This window comes from Ureibacillus endophyticus (assembly GCF_024159215.1).
GTDB lineage: Bacteria > Bacillota > Bacilli > Bacillales_A > Planococcaceae > Ureibacillus > Ureibacillus endophyticus.
In genome coordinates this window covers 2,113,555-2,131,898 of the sequence record NZ_JAMYWW010000001.1, presented here as the reverse complement: position 1 = coordinate 2,131,898, position 18,344 = coordinate 2,113,555, and the positions used below count along the sequence as shown (strand labels likewise).

Genomic DNA, 18,344 nt, shown 5'->3' with positions numbered 1-18,344 from the left:
GTATGAAGAGAACAGGTGAAAAAGCATTAAGTATTATTTCTGTAGTGTTAAATATTATTTCTGTAGGTATTTTAATCCTTATGTTAATTGGTAGTAAGATGGTTGTAAATGATCCACAAGTCAACATAGAAATCGAAAATTCATTAGCTCAATCCGGATTAACAGAGCAAGAAATTGCAGACAGTGTTAATTTTATGGGAGAATTCATCGATTTTATTAGTACAATTGGTTGGGTATTTGTAGTGTTAGGACTTATTAGTATTGTCTTAGCTATTGTCGGAGCAATAAAAGTAAATGCTAATCCGAAATTAGCAGGGATATTATTTATTATAGGATGTGTATTATCTGGAATTATTTCTTTATCTGGTATTCTACTTCTTATTGCAGCAATTATGTGTTTTGTTAGAAAACCAAAAAACTCAACACCAATTGAAGTTCGTGATGAAAATGGATACATTATCGAATAATTAACAGGTCAGGAACAAAATTAAAGTACTATTTTTCCTTATATGGAAAATAGTACTTTTTTGTTTGATGAAAACTGATTACCGTTACGTGGACATGCATCTAGGGATAGCTCAAGCATCCTCGTGGCTAGCTCTAGTAGTAGCAAAAGGCGAATGCCGACAGCTTGACTCTTCCCTTTTATATTTTTATAGCTAAATTTTTGTACCTACTTATGTCTTAGCCTATTCTATTTTTTATATGGAATGCCTTCATGTTGCAATAACAATTCTTTTACATCAAGTCCACCACTGTATCCTGTCAAAGTACCATTTTTACCAAGGACACGATGACACGGGATAATTATCGATAATGGGTTTTTACCAATGGCAGTTCCAACAGCTCGAACTGCTTTTGGATTACCAATCATTTGTGCAATATCTGAGTAACATTTCGTTTGTCCATAAGGAATTTGATTTAAAGCTTCCCAAACATCCATTTGAAATGATGTTCCTCTAATATCAAAGGAAAAGGTGAAATTTTTCCTTTTGCCTTCGAAATATTCAACAAGTTCTTCTTCATAAGGTAGTAGCTGACTACTATTTTCGAGTATACGGCTATTTGGAAATTGCTTTTTACACCATTTTACTAGTTCGTCGTAGGAAGAATGGTGTGTACCTAGAAAACAAAGACCGTTATTTGTTGCAGCCAAATAAACTTTCCAATGTTTATATGTAAATGAATCCCAGTAAATTATTGTTTCGGTCATATTAATTCCTCCATAATCACTATTTTAACATGAATTATGAGGAATTTATTTCGACTTCCTCACTTTGTGTTATCATATACCATATTTTGACCAATAATTGAATCACACGAACATTGTTCAATTTATAAAGAATAGATATGGATTAGTTTTTAGGAGATATTTATGAACGAAACAGTCAAATCACCTTCGATTTTTAAACAAGCGTTATTGGTGGATAAAAAACCTTTCCCTTGGTTAAAAGCTTTTTTAGCGGGGCTTGCTTCCGGGATACCAATATTAGTGTTGCTTTTATTGGGAAATTTAGAATATGGATTAATTGCTGCATTAGGTGGGTTTACTTATCTATATGTTTTTCCAATTCCATATGCTCAACTTGCTAAAAAATTAGCATGGGTTGTACTTGGGATCACCCTTGCAGTATTTTTAGGAACAATTTTAGCTCCTTATCCAATTATCTCTGCCATCACTATGGGGGTGATTGGTGCCACAGCCATTTTTCTATTTGGGGCCTTTCGTTTTATTGGTCCTTCTGCAATCTTTTTTGTATTAATATTTGCGATGACTACGGGTATGCCTATCGCACCCGAAGAAGCTTTTATACGTGCTGGCTTAATATTAATGAGTGGTGCTTTATCATGGTGTATCGCCATGGTAGGTTGGTTTTTTAATCCTCATGGACCAGAAAAAAGGGCAGTAAAATCAACGTATATCGCTTTAGCACAGCTATTAGAAGTACTAGGCACTGATAAAATGAATGATGCACAACACCAAGTAATGAATAGTATAAAAGATACGAGCCAAACGTAAGCTTCTGCCTATTTATCTTGGCATGAATCAAAATTATATAATCAGCTATATGTATTGAATAATATTGCAAATAAAATGTACGTAAGTATTGTAGAAGGAAACAACATTCAACATTCGAAAGAGTACATTGAGGATGATTGCACGAGTATTAGATTCAAAGGATCTTGAAAGTGCATCGAAACTTATTCAATTACCGCAGATAGACAGACCGAATGAACATACATTATTGCTTATTAACGAACTTTCCAATGCAAAAGCGTATTTATCCGATTCTAACACTACTATTAAAGAATTTCATTTTGCTACACCGAATGTAAAACGTGTATTAATAGGTGCTTTTGATAAAAATTCGATTATTTTAATCAATGCTTTACGATTCGGAATTTTTACTTTTATTGCTGCTTTTATTGCCTATGAATTTCATTTTAATCGCTCATTTTGGGTACCGTTGTCTTGTGCAGCAGTTATGTCAGGTATAACCGTAGTTGCAACATTCCATCGCGCCATTCAAAGAAGTTTGGGTACAATCTTTGGAATTCTCTTTGCCAGTGTTATTTTAGCTTTTCATCCATCAGGTTATTTTATTGCACTTTTTGTGGCATTATTTACCTTTGTAACTGAGTTGTTTATTGTAAAAAATTATGGCTTAGCTGCATTATTTTTTACTCCGAATGCATTAATTATGGCTGAAGCTGGTACTGTAGGAGATTATTCTTTTTTCTATTTTGCCACTACACGATTAATTGATGTTTTTATTGGCGTTGCAATTGGACTTATTGGAGTTTGGGTAATAGGTAGAAAATCTGCATCAAGTAGATTACCACATCTCATTTCGAAAACACTAAGAAGTCAAGCTCAAGTTTTTTATGTAGTATTTTCTAATAAAAAAATCTATAAAGAATACGGGAAAAATATTGAGTTTAATAAAATGGATACAAATATTAAGAATCTGAAAACGGTTTATGATGCTGCAACCGGTGAAATTCCAAAGGATAAAAAAGCTTTGGAATATTACTGGCCAATTATTCATTCAATACAAGAAATATCATTTTTATTAGAAAAAAGTTCTCGATCTAAGACGCATAAAATAGAAGAAGAACAACTAGCGAAAATATTATTAGCAATTGAAGGGATGGCCTATGCCGCAGAGCGAAAAGAAAATATACCTATTTGCGACATCCCTTTAGTCAATAGTGCTCCTGGTATAAAAGAAACGTTAGAACAATTACAGAAAAATTTAATCAAAAAAAGTACAAGTCCTCTTTCTAAATAGGAAAGAGGATTTTTTTATGAATGTTTTTATTTTATTTTCAAATAATTAAAAAATATTAACTATGTTGTATTAAAATAGTTAGTAGTAAGGGGGAGTAAAAATGTTGATAGAGAATAGTCTTGTAAAGCTTAGACCGATGCAATTAGAAGATGTTGATGCGATTTATGAAGTAGCAAAATATCCTGAAATTTGGACGCATATGTCTATTAATGTGAATGGTAAGGAAGATGTTTTAAAGTATGTTGAAAGTGCATTAAAAACAAAAGAAACTGGTACCGAAATCCCACTTGTCATTATTGATGGTCAAACTAATAAAATAATTGGTTCTACTAAATTAATGGATATTGATAAAAAACATAAGCGAGGAGAAATTGGCTTCACTTGGTTAACTCCTAGTTATTGGAGAACTGCAATCAATACAAATTGTAAGTATTTACTACTAAGTTATTGTTTTGAAGTTTTAGAATGGAATAGAGTTCAAATTAAGACAGATCATGAAAATTTCCGTTCTCAAAAGGCAATTGAACGAATTGGTGCCAAGAAGGAAGGAATTTTACGAAATCATATGGTTCGCAAAGATGGTACGATTCGACATACGGTGATGTATAGTATCACAAAAGATGAGTGGCCAGAGACGAAACAATATATTGAACAATTATTAAAATAGTAGGTGTAAAAATGATCTCAATACAAAATGTACGTTATTATCGAAATCAAAAAGATATTTTAAAAAATGTAAGCTGGAAAGTTGAAAAAGGTCAGCACTGGTCCATTCTTGGATTAAATGGTTCTGGTAAGACGACAATTTTAGATATTATCAATGGTTACATTTTCCCTCAATATGGGACTGTAGAAGTACTAGGAAATGTTTTTGGTAAATCTTATATTCCGGATGTTCGAAAAGAAATTGGGTTGGTTAGTAGTTCGTTACAACATAAAATTAAAGATTATGAGACAGGTTTGAGTGTTGTATTAAGTGGAAAGTTTGCTTCCATTGGATTATGGCAGGCTGTTGAACAAGAAGAGGTTCAACAAGCGTTAAATTTCATGCAATTATTAGGTTGTGAACATTTAGAAGATGAAGAATATGGTTTTTTATCCCAGGGAGAGCGCCAACGATTACTAATTGCTAGGGCATTAATGGCAAATCCTAAAATTCTAATTTTAGACGAACCTTGTAACGGATTAGACCTTCTTGCTCGCGAAGAATTACTAGAAATAATTAATACACTTTCGGCTAAAGCAGATTGCCCAACTTTAATTTATGTCACCCATCATGTTGAAGAGATATTGCCATGTTTTACTCATACGCTTTTATTAAGGAAAGGTGAAGTTTTTGCTCAAGGTCCATCGAAAGATTTATTAACAGAAGCGACCTTATCTAAATTTTACAATCACCCTGTATCAGTTCAAGTAGAACAAAATAGAACATGGCTTGCATTAAAAGCTAAAGAACAAATAAAATAACAGGATTCATATTTGAGTAGGCGAAATAATAGATTTATACTAATTTGTTAAAGTTGGAAAAAATATCTTTTGTTACAAATAGAATACATTTGCATTAAAATTTTCTGACAATATTTCTTTTTATTAACGCTTTATTATAAAATATTAATAATTGGTACAAATGAGGGGGGAAATTATATGCAGTCTAGACCAAAAAGTGAATTTCAATCATGGTTAGTGGCAATATTTTTTGGCATAATCATTGCATTTTTTTGCCGAGAGTTTGTTGTATCTCCCCTTGTTGTTAAAGGTGCCTCAATGATGCCTACATACGAAAATCAAGATGTAATTATTATTAGTAAAATAAGTGATATCGACCGTTTTGATCATGTCGTTTTTAAAGCACCCTATGAAGATGAATACTACATAAAGCGAGTAATTGGTCTTCCTGGTGATACAGTAGAAATGAAGGATGACATATTGATTATAAATGGGATTGAATATGAAGAACCTTATGTAAATCGAAGCACGGATAATCCATTTCAAAAAAGAATTACAGAAAACTTTACTTTAGAAGAATTAACGGGTGAGAGTAAAGTTCCTGAAAATTATCTATTTGTTTTAGGAGATAATCGTTTAAGAAGCTCTGATAGCCGCCATTTTGGTTTAATTTCAATGGATGCGATACTAGGAGAATCGAAATTTCGAATATATCCGATTCGTGAATTAAAAGTATTTTGGGGTGCTGAGGAAAAAAGAATCAACTAGAATTTTTCTAACAAATAAAAAAGGATTCATTACATACTTTAATGTGACAGGTGATTACCAACAAATCATCTGTCCGTTTTTTTGTTAAGAGGCTATTGTAGAATCTCTTATAAGGTATTTAAAAGGACTTAGTTTACTTAGATTAACTAAGTCCTTTTACTTTTTGAAAATAATTGATTTAGCGATTTTATTATTTTACTTAAAGTAGGGATGATGAAACCTCTTGCATATTTAATTGCTCTCTCCGTTTTAATTCCTTTCGTATCTCTTGTGTCCATACTCCTTCCTCTAGGTGATTTGCAATTTCGATTAATCTTTCAATGTCTAAAAAAGAATATTTTCGTATACCTGTTTTTGATCTTTCTGGAAAAATGAGTTTTCTCGTTTCGTAATAGCGTATTTGTCTTTCAGAAAGTCCTGTTAATTCACTTACCGTTCCAATAGATATAACTTTTTTACTACGATAATCGCTGTTCGGCATTTGCAAACACCTTCTTTTCGAAAGATTCTGATAACTTTTTCTATCATTTTACATTTATTTGAAGGCTGTGACAATATATTAATAGGCAAACATGTAAATTTTCTTAACATAATGATAGTCAAAATCCAATTTTCGATACTATTTTTGTATAAAAGTGTCGAAATAAAAAAATCATGTTAGAACTTCTGACAAACTTGATGTGTTAAATTACTTCCAAAACTATACTTAAATAGAACTAGTGCGAATTTAGTACTAGAAAATAGAAAAAGAAATAGGGGGTTTACTATGAAATTGAACAAAACATTTGGTGTTCTTCTCTCAGGTGTATTATCGATTGGTATTTTAGCAGCATGTTCATCAGATTCAGGATCGAGTAGTTCATCATCTTCTACGACACCAACGAATACCGAGCCAGCTGAAGGTACAAAAGTTATAAAAATTGCGACTCAATCCCCATTATCTGGTGGATCAGCAATCATTGGTGAGGCAATCAAACTTGGTGCTCAATTAAAGTTAGAAGAAGAACAAGCGAAATTTGAAGAACTGGGCTATACGCTTCAACTAGAGCCATATGATGATCAAGGTGACCCGAAAAAAGGTGTATCTAATGCTAACTTAATAGGTGCCGATGAACAAATTTACGGTGTTATTGGTCACTATAACTCAGGTGTAGCAATCCCATCTTCAGAAGTTTATGAGAAATATAGCATTGCAATGGTTTCTCCAGCAAATACAGCTGTGGAAATTACTGAGCGCGGCTTAAAAACAGTAAACCGTATCGTTGGTCGCGATGATTTCCAAGGTCCTGCTGGTGCTAATTATGCAATTAATGAATTAGGTGCAAAGAAAATCTTTGTAATTCAAGATAAAACGGCTTATGGTACAGGTTTAGCTGATGCCTTTATTGCTGCGGCTGAAGAAGCAGGTGCTGAAATTGTAGGTTATGAAGGTATTACAATTGGTGAGAAAGACTTTAATGGTGTAGTAAACCAAATTTTGAATAAAAAACCGGACTTAGTATTCTTCGGTGGTCTATATTCTGAAGGTGGTATTATCATCAAACAAGCTCGTGATAAAGGAATCGATGTTCCGTTCATGGGTGGAGATGGTATGGACTCATCTGGATTAGTAGATATTGCTGGTGAAGCAGTGAAAAATACGTATATTACATCTGTAGCAGGGGATAGCACAGCAACAGAATCTGGTAAAAAATTCGTAGAAGACTATAAAGCGAAATTTAATAAAGACCCTGAAGGCTTCTCTGTTTATGGATACGACTCAATGGGTGTATTTTTAACAGGTTTGGAAAGTGCAATCAAAGCGAATAATGGTGAACTTCCATCAAAAGATAAAGTAGCAGAAGCTGTTCGAGCTGTAAAAGATTATAAAGGTGCACTAACAGACGTTTCCTTTGACGAAAAAGGTGATAATGTGAACGCGAAAATCTTCCTTTATAAATTTGAAGAAGCTAGCTACCCTCCAGTTCAAGTAGGAGAAGTAGGCCAATAGTGAGTGAAAGGGTGTTGGGATTAGCTCTCAACACTTTTTCTATACCTAGAGTATTCATGCATTATATTAGGGAGGGATTATATGCTTCAAGAAGTATTACAGAGTTTACCTCAAGTATTAGTAGACGGACTCACGCTCGGTGCTGTTTATGCGGTTGTTGCTCTTGGCTATACAATGGTATACGGAATTTTACAGCTAATCAATTTTGCCCATGGCGAAGTTTTTATGTCCGGTGCATTTATTGGTACAGCCTTCTTTATATTAATTATGGGAATGGGATGGGCTGCTGAAATCCCACAATTCATTCTATTAATTATTGTTTTAGTATTAACGGCAAGTATTACTGGATTAGTAGGCGTTGGATTGGAAAGGGTTGCATACCGACCATTACGTAATGCTCCTCGACTAATCCCATTAATTACTGCCATTGGTATTTCATTTATTTTGCAAGACGTTGTACGTTTTATTGCGGAACTATTTAACGGAAACTATATTGTTACAGGACCATCTCTTTTTTCTGAGCAAATCACATTAAAAGCTTCTTCTATTTCAAGCATTTTCTTTGATGCTAGAATCAAAACTTCTTTTCTAATTGTACTAGGTGTTGCAATTGTTCTAATGGTTGCACTAGATTATTTTGTTAATAAAACAAAATGGGGAACAGCAATGAGGGCCGTTGCACTTGATCGTGAAACTGCTTCCTTGATGTCAATTAATGTAAATAAAGTTATTTCCATTACATTCTTTATCGGTTCAGCATTAGGTGGAGCAACAGGTGTTCTATTTGCTGTACAATACGGAACAATTGACCCTTATATTGGATTTATTTTAGGATTAAAAGCATTTATCGCTGCGGTATTGGGTGGTATCGGAAATATTCGTGGTGCCATGTTAGGTGGTATGTTATTAGGATTAATGGAAATGTTTGCTTCTGCTAATCTATCACTATTAACAGGCGGCGTATTTGGAGCGGAATACAAAGATGTATTTGCCTTTGCCATTCTTATATTAGTACTAATATTCAAGCCAGAAGGTTTACTTGGGAAACCTACTGCAGAGAAAGTGTAGGTGGCGAATATGAAAGCAAAATTAGCATCGTATTTTTCAAATAAATGGTTGCAAGTAATTTTATTTTCATTATTTATCATTGTCACTTCTGCAGCACTCTATTTTTCTCAAAAATCAGTTGTTTCGTTTTTACTTTTACTTTCGTCATTATTAATTCTTCATTATATGTCTTTAAAGAATGTGACGAAGTGGATTACAGCTCTTGGTTTGTTATTTATTCTTATTCCGTTCGCATCTAGCGGTGGACCTGCCTTCCAATCGTATATGGAAGTTGCAACGATGGTTGGTATTTATATTTCAATGGCTTTAGGGTTAAACATCGTTGTTGGAATGGCGGGATTACTAGATTTAGGATTTGTTGCTTTCTTCGCGGTAGGAGCATATAGTTATAGTATTTTTGCAACGAAACAAGCAAGTAATTTTATGCCTTTTGGAAATTTCCCTCTAGGAGGAGAGAGTTTCTGGGGATTCTTAATCATTGGTGGAATTATGGCGGCTATCGCAGGAGTTCTTATTGGCGTTCCAGTGTTGCGCGTTAAGGGAGATTACTTAGCGATTGTAACGTTAGGATTTGGTGAAATTATCCGAATCATCTTTAATAATGCCGATCGTCCAATCAATATTACGAATGGTGCAATGGGTATTGCATCTGTTACTCCGCCAGAAATATTTGGAATAACTCTATCATTTCCAAATCAATTCTACTTTGTCACGTTATTTATTTTAATGTTTACGATTTTTGCAGTGTTACGTTTGGAGCATTCAAAACTAGGAAGGTCATGGAAAGCGGTTCGTGAAAATGAAATTGCAGCTCAAGCTATGGGAATTCCATTAGTAAAGACAAAATTGCTAGCTTTTGCACTTGGGGCTTCATTTTCAGGGATTATGGGAGTCGTCTTTGCAGCAAAACAAGCGTTTATCGATCCAACTAGTTTTACATTAATGGAGTCATTTACAATTTTAGTAATGGTTGTATTAGGTGGAATGGGAAGTGTGCCTGGAGTTATTCTTGGTGCAGCTGTTATCACAATCTTAAATCTACAAGTATTAACAGAACTAACAAACTGGTTAAATCAATTAAGTTTATCTGGTGCTTTATCCATTCCGGATGCGTTGAGCCCAGCAAAAATGCAAAAATTTATTTTTGGAGCTTTACTTGTTGTGTTTGCCCTTTATCGACCTAAAGGATTAATTCCAGCAAAAAACAAAATTTTTGATGTGAAAAAATTGAAAGATCACCGTCCAGATCATTTGAACAATGATACAGAAAAAGATTCAGTTCCAATTGATAAGGTTCAAGTATAGGGGGGATCACAATGACGATTTTAGAAGTAAATAGCTTAACGAAACAGTTTGGAGGATTAACAGCTAATAAAGATATTACGATGACCGTTGAAGAAGGTAAAATTACAGCAGTTATTGGACCTAACGGAGCAGGGAAAACGACTTTTTTTAATATGATTACAGGAGTTTATCAACCTACTTCTGGTGATATAAAATTAGACGGGAAATCGATCGTAGGTTTAAAACCAGACGAAGTAGCAAAAAAGGGGATTTCACGAACGTTTCAAAACATACGACTTTTTGGCGAAATGTCTGTTATTGAAAATGTGTTAGTTGGAATGCATACCCACTTAAAAACAAATTTACTCGGTATTCTATTAAACTTACCTTTTACGAAAAAAGAAGAAGCATCAGCTGAAAAGGAAGCCTATCGATTATTAGAATATTTTGAGTTGGATCATTTACTAAATGAAAAAGCAAACAATTTGAGTTATGGAGCTCAACGAAAATTGGAAATCGCCCGTGCACTCGCAACAAAGCCCAAATTACTTTTACTTGATGAACCTGCTGCCGGGATGAATCCAAAGGAAACAAGAGAATTAACAGAAGTAATTAAGAGAATGGGTCAAGAATTTAATGTAACGGTGATATTAATCGAACATGATATGAAACTCGTAATGGAAATTTCAGAACATATCGTTGTGCTTGACCATGGAGAAAAAATTGCTGAAGGAAATCCGGAAGAAATTCGGACAAACCCAAAAGTAATTGAAGCTTACTTAGGTTCTGCAGCAGTTCATTAAGACGGGAGTGAAGGAGAATGACAGTACTTCAAGTAAACAATATTGAAACATACTACGGAGCAATTCAGGCATTAAGAGGAATCAGTCTTCATGTTGATGAAGGGGAGATTGTGACCTTAATTGGAAGTAATGGTGCTGGAAAATCGACAACTCTCAAATCAATTAGTGGTTTAGCAAAAGTTAAAACAGGGACAATTCAATATAAAGGAAAAGAAATTACGAATAAACCTCCACACCAAACTACATTACTGGGGATGGCTCATGTACCAGAAGGGAGAAGAATTTTCTCCAATTTAACCGTTAAAGAAAACTTGTTAATGGGCGCTTTCTCAGTGAAAGGGAAAGATGTCATTCAAGAGCGAATGGAACAAGTTTTTACTCACTTTCCTAAATTAAAGGAACGGTTAAACCAAAAAGGTGGAACTATGAGTGGTGGGGAACAACAAATGCTGGCTATTGGACGTGCCCTTATGATGAATCCGGAACTTTTAATGTTAGATGAACCATCCATGGGACTAGCCCCAATTATAGTAGAACAGATTTTTGATATTATCTTACAATTGAATTCTTCTGGCATAACAATTTTATTAGTTGAACAAAATGCCTACCAAGCGTTAAGTATTGCTCATCGAGGATATGTAATTCAAAATGGTGAAATTGTTTTAAGTGGCAAAGGGTCAGAATTAGTTGAAAATGAAGAAATTAAAGAAGCATATTTAGCTTAATGAAAACATGGACGGTTATCTTTTTGATAACCGTCTTATTTTGTTTTCTGTCCCAAATATGTGTAAAATAAAGCGATAGATGAAGAGGGAGTTGGGAGTATGCTAGCAAAATTATTAAAAAATGATAATGGGTTTTCCGCAGTATACGAAAGGCAATATTCCAAACCTGTGGAATTCGTATGGGCACTTTTAGTTAACAACGAAAATTTTAAACATTGGATGGATCATCTTGAAATAACGGATTTAAGTAAGGGTGGAAATATTAATTTTAACTATAATGATGGTTCTGGAAAGTTTGAGAAATTTAAAATAACAGATTATGTAGAAGGGTCAGTCCTTGAATTTGAATGGGGAGAGGATATTGTTCGCTTTGAAGTCCTACCGTCAGATCAAGGCTCGAAACTCGTAATGACAGAATTTATTAATAACCTAACGGATCATACTCCTAATGATTTAGCTGGATGGCATGTTTGTTTGCTGCGCTTTAGCAATCTTGTAAATGACCTACCTGATGATGTCCCTGAAAAGGAATGGGAGATATGGTATGAAGAGTATAAGAAGTTGGTAGAAGAGGTTAAATCTTAAAACAAACGTTAAGGTCAAAAACTTAAAAGAGAAAATGTATAATTCAAACATATTGAATTGCACATTTTCTCCTTATAGAATAGGTTTTTAATTATTCTGCAATAGCGTATGATTCGTTATTTTCAAAACGAACAGACCATAATTTTAAACAAAATTGGAGTAAGAAAATATCATCAGGATCGTTTAATGATCGATTCGTTAACGCTTCTATTTTACGTAATCGATATAGTAAAGATTGTCGATGGAGTGATAGCGCTCTCGCTGTTTGACTAACATTCCCTTGATGATAAATATAGGATGAGAGTGTATCTATCAAATCCAAACCGTTATTTTTATCATACGTAGCAATTGCACCTATTGTAGAATGCATCAATTCCGTTGACATCGAATTATTGGATATTGAAATCAATAATCGATAGATGCCTGTACTTGCGAATGTGTTTCTTGTGCCAGGTCCCTTATGACTTCTTCCAATCTCAAGGGCAGTGCGAGCGTTTTTAAAACCTAGATGAAACGTTAAGTTACCAGTATAGTTTTCTCCAATACCCCACGAAATAGAAGGTATATGGTTTTGTTCTACAAAGGTATCGATTAAATCTAAGAAGTAATTGACTTCATGATTTGCCTCTTGAAAATCACATTCTAGGAAAATGATAACCAAATCCCTTTGGTACGTGTAAATAACACGCTTCTTTAATTTTTTACTAATGTTCTCTATGATTTCTGAGAAAGTTCTTTTAAAATCTTTTTCTATTTCTTGAATAGATTCTTTTTTATGAAGTATATAAAACTCTTTTAGTTTTTCAGGAAATCCAACAACACAAATATAAGGAAGATTCACTTCGAATCCAAGTTTTTTCCCTTGATTGATGAAGGCTTCTTTTTCTGTCCAACTACCGTTTAAAAGGCTTTTAATATATTCATTCTTTTCTTTATTCTTAGAAATCATCGTAGTCATTTTTTTTTGAATCCATAAGGTTAAAATTGAGACGATACAATTTAAAATTGATGTAGGGATGGGTTTTGCATTTAATTTTCTGGATTTAAAAAGAATTATGAATGGATCCTGATTTAATAACGGACTGATTGGAACGATTTGCAAAAACTTTCCATTATCGTATCGTATAATGTCAGGTTGGTCAGTGCTTATTAACTCAGAGATTTCGTTTAAACTATTGCTATTTTCAATTTGTTCTTTACATTTTAATTCAACATCCATTTGAAATTCTTTTGATAAAAACTTTATAACTTCGTCGATAGGGTGATTATCTAAATAGAGTTTTAAAAGTTCTCTTTGGAGGGTATCAGCTTTATTAATTGATTGTTGCTCCCAGCAATTTAACTGTTCCAAAATAATTTTAAGAATATCTGAAAAGCGAATTTCCCAAGGAAGCTCAATTAATGGAAAATTAACAGATTTACAATAATTGATTACTTCATCTGGGATGTAATGGACATGTCCACCTACGGCAATTGCCATTGCTGCAGCACCTGAAGAGTGAACATCTTTAACATATGTGAGGAATAATTCAGGATTATTCCCACAACCTATGGCAGTAGTTAAAACGAGTTCGTTTCTTTTTATGAAGTCTTCAACTGGAATTTCCATAACGGTAACTGATTCGATTGCTTGTGATGAAATAATATTATTTGCTGATAATAGTTTTGCAGATGATAGTAAAGGAATGGATAATAAATCTCTTATAGTAAATTGCATAATGATACCCCCTGATGTGTAAAAGAAATTTATAAATAGGCTTTTATAGCGTTTGCATGAGCATCTAAATCAACATTGCATCCAGAAATAATAATGACATTTTTAGTATTTTCAACTATTGAAACATCATTGTTTAAAATTGCTCCAATTCCAATTGCAGCAGCACCTTCTACAATGATGTTATGTTCTTTGTATAAATAAGCCATGCCTTTTTTGATTGCTTCTTCTTCGACTAAGATAGGTTGGTCAACAAATTGTTGAACCATATTAAAGGTATATTGATTATTTTCCCCAATCCCTCCTAGTAAACTATCTGCTTGAGTAGGTTCCTCATTTACTGAAACGGGTTCTCCTTTTTTTAAACTTTCAAACATTGCTGCTCCTTTTTCCATTGATAAACCGATTACCTTTATGTCTGGATTCGTAGATTTCATCACTAACCCAATCCCTGAAAGTAGACCGCCTCCTGATAAACCTCCAAGTACACAATTTACATCTGGTAAGTCTTCAAGGATTTCAAGGGCTATTGTTCCTTGGCCAGCAATTACTTCTGGATGATCAAAGGGAGGGATAACCGTTAAACCTTGTTCCTTTACTAGTTCATAACAACGTTGTTCTGCATCATCTTGCCCATCCCCATAGATTTCTAACTGTGCTCCTAAACTTTTAATCTTTTCAATTTTTGCTTTTGGTACATGTTTAGATACACAAATTACTGCGCGGATTCCTAATTTTTTTGCAGCTAATGCTACAGCAAAACCGTGATTTCCCGTTGAAAATGTTGTGACACCTAAGGATTTTTGAGTAGGGGTTAAGTTACAAATTGCATTAAAAGCACCGCGCATTTTAAAAGCTCGGCTTTCGTGTAAATGTTCATACTTTAAATAAATTTCTGAATTTGTACTATTTGATAGTTTTGGAGAAAAGATTAAAGGAGTTTTATTAATATGGGAAGCTATGTTTCTTTTTGCCTGCCAAACGTTTTGCAATGTAATTTTCTTATTGTCTTTTGAAAGTTCTTTTAAAATCTCTACCATAAACTCGATTACCCCTTTCTTTTTTGTATGTTATGTATTCTAACATATTCTTTTTTGAATTATGAGAAAAATGTAGAAAAAATTACAAAAAACTTCAGAAGTGAAAATTGTCTAATAATTTCATACAAGTTGACAGATTGTTCGCAAATATCTATAAATTTATAATTCTCTTAACAAATCATTAATTGCAATGAGGATAAAGAAGGGAGTTTAGAGAATGGCTGTATTTGAATTATCAGAGTATAGAACACGATTAAGAAAAACTAAAGAAAAAATGGCAGCAAAAGGAATTGATGTGTTGCTAGTAACTGACCCAGCTAATTTAAACTATTTAACTGGTTATGATGGATGGTCATTTTATGTTCATCAGTGTCTAATAGTACTTTTAGATGAAGAAGAGCCATTCTGGATTGGACGTGGCCAAGATGCAAATGGAGCTAGAGTGACAACTTGGTTAAATGAGAATCACATTATTCCATACCCAGATCATTATGTTCAATCTACCGAAAGACACCCAATGGATTTTGTTTGTGACATTTTAAAGGAGATTGGACAATCGAATGCAACGATTGGTCTTGAAATGGATACGTACTACTTTACTGCAAAATGTTATACACAACTAAAAGTAGGGCTCCCTCTCGCTTCATTTGTGGATGCGACTTCATTAGTAAATTATGTTCGAATTATTAAATCAGATAAAGAAATTGAATATATGAAGAAAGCTGCAAGAATTGTAGAAAATGCAATGCAAACTGGAATCGATGCAATCGAAGAAGGGGTTCGTGAGTGTGATGTAGTGGCAAAAATTATGCACGCTCAAATTAGTGGGACGGTAGAGTTTGGAGGGGATTACCCAGCGATTATGCCACTGTTACCATCTGGTGAAAAGACGTCCACTCCGCACTTAACTTGGACAGATGAAAAATATAAATCTGGTATTCCAGTTATTTTGGAATTAGCAGGTTGTTACAATCGCTACCATTCTCCATTATCACGAACAGTTTTTATTGGAGAACCAGATCCAAAGGTAAAGTATTTGGCAGATGTGGTGATTGAAGGTTTAAATGCAACGCTAGAATCCATTAAACCAGGTGTTACATGTGAAGAAGTTGAGGAAGTATGGCGCAAAACGATTGCCAAAAGTGGATTCGAAAAAGAATCGCGTATCGGTTACTCAATGGGACTGAATTATCCTCCTGATTGGGGCGAACATACTGCAAGCTTACGACCAGGAGATAAAACAATTCTAGAACCAAATATGACGTTCCATTGTATTCCAGGAATTTGGCTAGATGAATATGGTGTTGAGTTGAGTGAATCCTTCCGAGTTACTGAGAGTGGCATTGAGGTATTTGCTGACTTCCCAAGAAAGTTATTTGTGAAAAATGCAACGAAAGTTTACTAATTGGTGAATGCTATGAAAATTTTCCAAGAAGAAGAGATTCGTCAATTTGTCGGTGTAAATTCAAAAGCAATTGAAATTATCGAGGAAGGTTTTGCGGCATTAGCAAATGGGAAGGTGACATTACCGCCGATTATGCGCATTGATATTCCGGAAAACAATGGAGAAATTGATGTGAAAACGGCTTATATAAAAGGCTTAGACACCTTTGCAATCAAAGTATCTTCAGGGTTTTTTAATAATCCAGCCATTGGTCTTCCGAGTTTAAGTGGCATGATGATGCTTTTCAGTACCAAAACAGGATTAACTGAATCAATTTTGCTTGATAATGGCTATTTAACCGATGTAAGAACAGCTATAGCTGGTGCTGTTGCAGCAAAATATTTAGCAAAACAAAATGTTCAAAGTGTTGGGGTAATCGGTACTGGTACTCAAGCAAGATACCAAATCGAAGCACTTTCATTAGTTAGACAATTTGACACGATTTATGTGTATGGGCGAAATGAAGAAGCAGCAAAAAACTATGCAGTAGAGATGGAAACAAAATTAGGGAAAAAGGTTATTGTTGCTAAAAGCCCAGAGCAAGTGGTCAAAATGAGTGGAATTGTAATCACAACTACTCCATCTACTTCACCGTTAATAAAGGCGGAGTGGTTACATCCAGGACTTCATATAACGGCAATGGGTTCTGATGCAGAGCATAAGCAAGAGCTGGATGAAAACATCTTTAGCAAAGCTGACTTGATTGTTTGTGATGTTAAATCTCAATGTTTCCGTTTAGGGGAGCTACATCACGCAAAAGAAAATGGAATTTTAGATGATGATAAAAACATTGTAGAACTGGGCGAAATTATTACTGGTTCACAACTTGGAAGAACAAATAATGAGCAAATAACTGTCTGTGACTTAACCGGGACAGGGGTACAAGATACAGTCATTGCTCGTTTTGCCTATGAACAATTAGTAACAAGTAAAGTTTTTTAATTAAAAATTGGAGGGATATTTTATGGGTAACGAAAAAATTAATGTTGGTACACAAGCAGTATGGTCAGGAGAAAAAGAAGTATTAGTACATGGAGCTTCACAAGTTCCAGTCGTAGTAAGTGTTGCTTACACTTATGATGATATGGACGAATGGTATGATGTGGCAATTGGTAAAAAGGCTGGCCATATTTATGGGCGAAATACGAATCCAACAGTTCAAGCTTTTGAAGAAAAAGTGAGAATCTTAGAAGGTGCAGAAGCAGCAACAAGTTTTTCTACAGGTATGGCAGCAATTAGTAATACGTTTTATACATTCTTAAGACCTGGAGATCGAATTGTTTCGATTAAAGATACGTACGGCGGTACAAATAAAATTTTCACTGAATTTTTACCACAAATGAATATTGAAATTGTGCTATGTGAAACAGGTAATCACGAAGAAATTGAAAGAGAAATTGAAAAGGGCTGTAAAATTCTTTATTTAGAAACACCTACAAACCCAACAGTAAAAATTACTGATATTGAAAGAGTAGCCAAAAAAGGGAAAGAAGTAGGGGCAATTGTTGTAGTAGATAATACCTTTGCTACACCAATTAATCAAAAACCACTTGAACTTGGTGCGGATCTAGTTCTTCATAGTGCAACGAAGTTTTTAGGTGGTCATGCGGATGCACTTGGTGGAGTTATTTGCGGATCAAAAGAATTGATTGAACCAATTTATCACTATCGTGAAATTAATGGTGCAACATTGGATCCATGGTCAGCTTATTTACTATTACGTGGGATGAAAACATTAAAACTACGTGTAGAACAACAAGAGAAAAATGCATTCGCCATCGCACGTTTCTTACAACAACAAGAGCTTGTTGATGAAGTGTTCTATCCAGGGTTAGAAACGCATGTAAATCATGATATTGCGAAGAAACAAATGAAAGGTTTCGGTGGAATGCTGAGCTTCTCAGTAAAAGGTGGTATGGATGCGGTGAAAATTTTACTTCCTGCATTAAAATACGCTAACCGTGCTGCAAACTTAGGTGCTGTTGAAACAACTTATGGTCCTGCAAGAACGACAAGTCATATTGAATGTACACCAGAAGAACGTGCTGCAGTTGGTATTGCAGATGGACTTGTACGTATTTCAGCAGGTATTGAAGATACAGAAGATTTAATTCAAGACCTAGAACAAGCATTTGCTATTTTAAAAGAACACACTGTACCAGTCGGAAAATAAGAAGGTGAAAC

Annotated in this window: 19 protein-coding genes; 15 read left to right on the top strand and 4 right to left on the bottom strand. The window is 34.3% G+C overall.

From position 1 onward, the window contains the following. Positions 1-2 precede the first annotated feature (2 nt). Positions 3-467 (top strand): DUF4064 domain-containing protein, encoded by a 465-nt coding sequence (locus tag NKR20_RS10450; RefSeq protein WP_253426320.1) that lies wholly within the window; start codon positions 3-5, stop codon positions 465-467. Positions 468-694: 227 nt separating this feature from the next. On the opposite strand, the gene NKR20_RS10445 is transcribed toward NKR20_RS10450, so the two are convergent. Further along, positions 695-1,213, bottom strand: coding sequence for a methylated-DNA--[protein]-cysteine S-methyltransferase (locus NKR20_RS10445; RefSeq protein ID WP_253426318.1), 519 nt, complete (start codon positions 1,211-1,213; stop codon positions 695-697). Positions 1,214-1,375: 162 nt separating this feature from the next. Between NKR20_RS10445 and NKR20_RS10440 the strand changes: the two genes are divergently transcribed. The 5 genes from NKR20_RS10440 to lepB all read left to right on the top strand — a co-directional run bounded on the left by NKR20_RS10440 (position 1,376) and on the right by lepB (position 5,507). Next, on the top strand, positions 1,376-2,020 hold the full coding sequence (locus tag NKR20_RS10440; protein ID WP_253426316.1) for a YccS/YhfK family membrane protein: 645 nt from the start codon (positions 1,376-1,378) through the stop codon (positions 2,018-2,020). A gap of 133 nt (positions 2,021-2,153) precedes the next feature. Beyond that, the gene (locus NKR20_RS10435; protein ID WP_253426314.1) at positions 2,154-3,293 is read left to right on the top strand and encodes an FUSC family protein; all 1,140 of its coding nucleotides are present in this window, start codon (positions 2,154-2,156) and stop codon (positions 3,291-3,293) included. A 100-nt stretch (positions 3,294-3,393) separates the two neighbouring features. Next, complete coding sequence (locus NKR20_RS10430; RefSeq protein ID WP_253426312.1) at positions 3,394-3,960, top strand: GNAT family N-acetyltransferase; 567 nt, start codon at positions 3,394-3,396, stop codon at positions 3,958-3,960. A gap of 11 nt (positions 3,961-3,971) precedes the next feature. After that, positions 3,972-4,760 (top strand): ABC transporter ATP-binding protein, encoded by a 789-nt coding sequence (locus tag NKR20_RS10425; RefSeq protein WP_253426310.1) that lies wholly within the window; start codon positions 3,972-3,974, stop codon positions 4,758-4,760. Positions 4,761-4,937: 177 nt separating this feature from the next. Beyond that, positions 4,938-5,507 (top strand): signal peptidase I, encoded by a 570-nt coding sequence (gene lepB, locus NKR20_RS10420; RefSeq protein ID WP_121214813.1) that lies wholly within the window; start codon positions 4,938-4,940, stop codon positions 5,505-5,507. A gap of 199 nt (positions 5,508-5,706) precedes the next feature. On the opposite strand, the gene NKR20_RS10415 is transcribed toward lepB, so the two are convergent. Next, positions 5,707-5,988 carry a MerR family transcriptional regulator gene (locus tag NKR20_RS10415; RefSeq protein ID WP_121214812.1) on the bottom strand — a complete coding sequence of 94 codons (282 nt, stop codon included), beginning with the start codon at positions 5,986-5,988 and terminating at the stop codon, positions 5,707-5,709. Positions 5,989-6,273: 285 nt separating this feature from the next. Here NKR20_RS10415 and NKR20_RS10410 point away from each other — a divergent pair, with 285 nt between their 5' ends. The 6 genes from NKR20_RS10410 (at position 6,274) to NKR20_RS10385 (ending at position 11,962) form a co-directional block, all read left to right on the top strand. Further along, on the top strand, positions 6,274-7,497 hold the full coding sequence (locus NKR20_RS10410) for a branched-chain amino acid ABC transporter substrate-binding protein (RefSeq protein WP_121214811.1): 1,224 nt from the start codon (positions 6,274-6,276) through the stop codon (positions 7,495-7,497). A gap of 81 nt (positions 7,498-7,578) precedes the next feature. After that, positions 7,579-8,565 (top strand): branched-chain amino acid ABC transporter permease, encoded by a 987-nt coding sequence (locus NKR20_RS10405; RefSeq protein ID WP_121214810.1) that lies wholly within the window; start codon positions 7,579-7,581, stop codon positions 8,563-8,565. A gap of 9 nt (positions 8,566-8,574) precedes the next feature. Beyond that, complete coding sequence (locus tag NKR20_RS10400; RefSeq protein WP_121214809.1) at positions 8,575-9,870, top strand: branched-chain amino acid ABC transporter permease; 1,296 nt, start codon at positions 8,575-8,577, stop codon at positions 9,868-9,870. An 11-nt stretch (positions 9,871-9,881) separates the two neighbouring features. Next, the gene (locus NKR20_RS10395; RefSeq protein WP_121214808.1) at positions 9,882-10,652 is read left to right on the top strand and encodes an ABC transporter ATP-binding protein; all 771 of its coding nucleotides are present in this window, start codon (positions 9,882-9,884) and stop codon (positions 10,650-10,652) included. 17 nt (positions 10,653-10,669) lie between these two features. After that, entirely contained in the window at positions 10,670-11,377 is a 708-nt protein-coding gene (locus tag NKR20_RS10390; RefSeq protein WP_121214807.1) for an ABC transporter ATP-binding protein, read from the top strand. Between the two features lie 99 nt (positions 11,378-11,476). Beyond that, positions 11,477-11,962: an SRPBCC domain-containing protein gene (locus NKR20_RS10385; protein ID WP_253426309.1), complete on the top strand. Its 486-nt coding sequence runs from the start codon at positions 11,477-11,479 to the stop codon at positions 11,960-11,962. Between the two features lie 91 nt (positions 11,963-12,053). Here the strand turns inward: NKR20_RS10385 and NKR20_RS10380 are convergent, their stop codons facing one another. Together NKR20_RS10380 and eutB are read right to left on the bottom strand one after the other, a co-directional pair. Continuing rightward, positions 12,054-13,679, bottom strand: a complete 1,626-nt coding sequence (locus tag NKR20_RS10380) for a PucR family transcriptional regulator (protein WP_253426308.1) — start codon at positions 13,677-13,679, stop codon at positions 12,054-12,056. Positions 13,680-13,708: 29 nt separating this feature from the next. Beyond that, a complete protein-coding gene (gene eutB, locus NKR20_RS10375) occupies positions 13,709-14,716 on the bottom strand; it encodes a hydroxyectoine utilization dehydratase EutB (protein WP_253426307.1) in 1,008 nt (335 codons plus the stop codon). Positions 14,717-14,933: 217 nt separating this feature from the next. On the opposite strand from eutB, the gene NKR20_RS10370 reads away from it, so the two are divergent. From NKR20_RS10370 to NKR20_RS10360, 3 genes are read left to right on the top strand one after another with little or no spacing between them, the layout of a single operon-like run. Next, positions 14,934-16,121 (top strand): M24 family metallopeptidase, encoded by a 1,188-nt coding sequence (locus tag NKR20_RS10370; RefSeq protein WP_253426303.1) that lies wholly within the window; start codon positions 14,934-14,936, stop codon positions 16,119-16,121. A 12-nt stretch (positions 16,122-16,133) separates the two neighbouring features. Beyond that, positions 16,134-17,102, top strand: coding sequence for a cyclodeaminase (locus NKR20_RS10365; RefSeq protein WP_253428111.1), 969 nt, complete (start codon positions 16,134-16,136; stop codon positions 17,100-17,102). Positions 17,103-17,124: 22 nt separating this feature from the next. Continuing rightward, complete coding sequence (locus tag NKR20_RS10360; protein WP_121215751.1) at positions 17,125-18,333, top strand: cystathionine gamma-synthase family protein; 1,209 nt, start codon at positions 17,125-17,127, stop codon at positions 18,331-18,333. Positions 18,334-18,344: the final 11 nt, after the last annotated feature.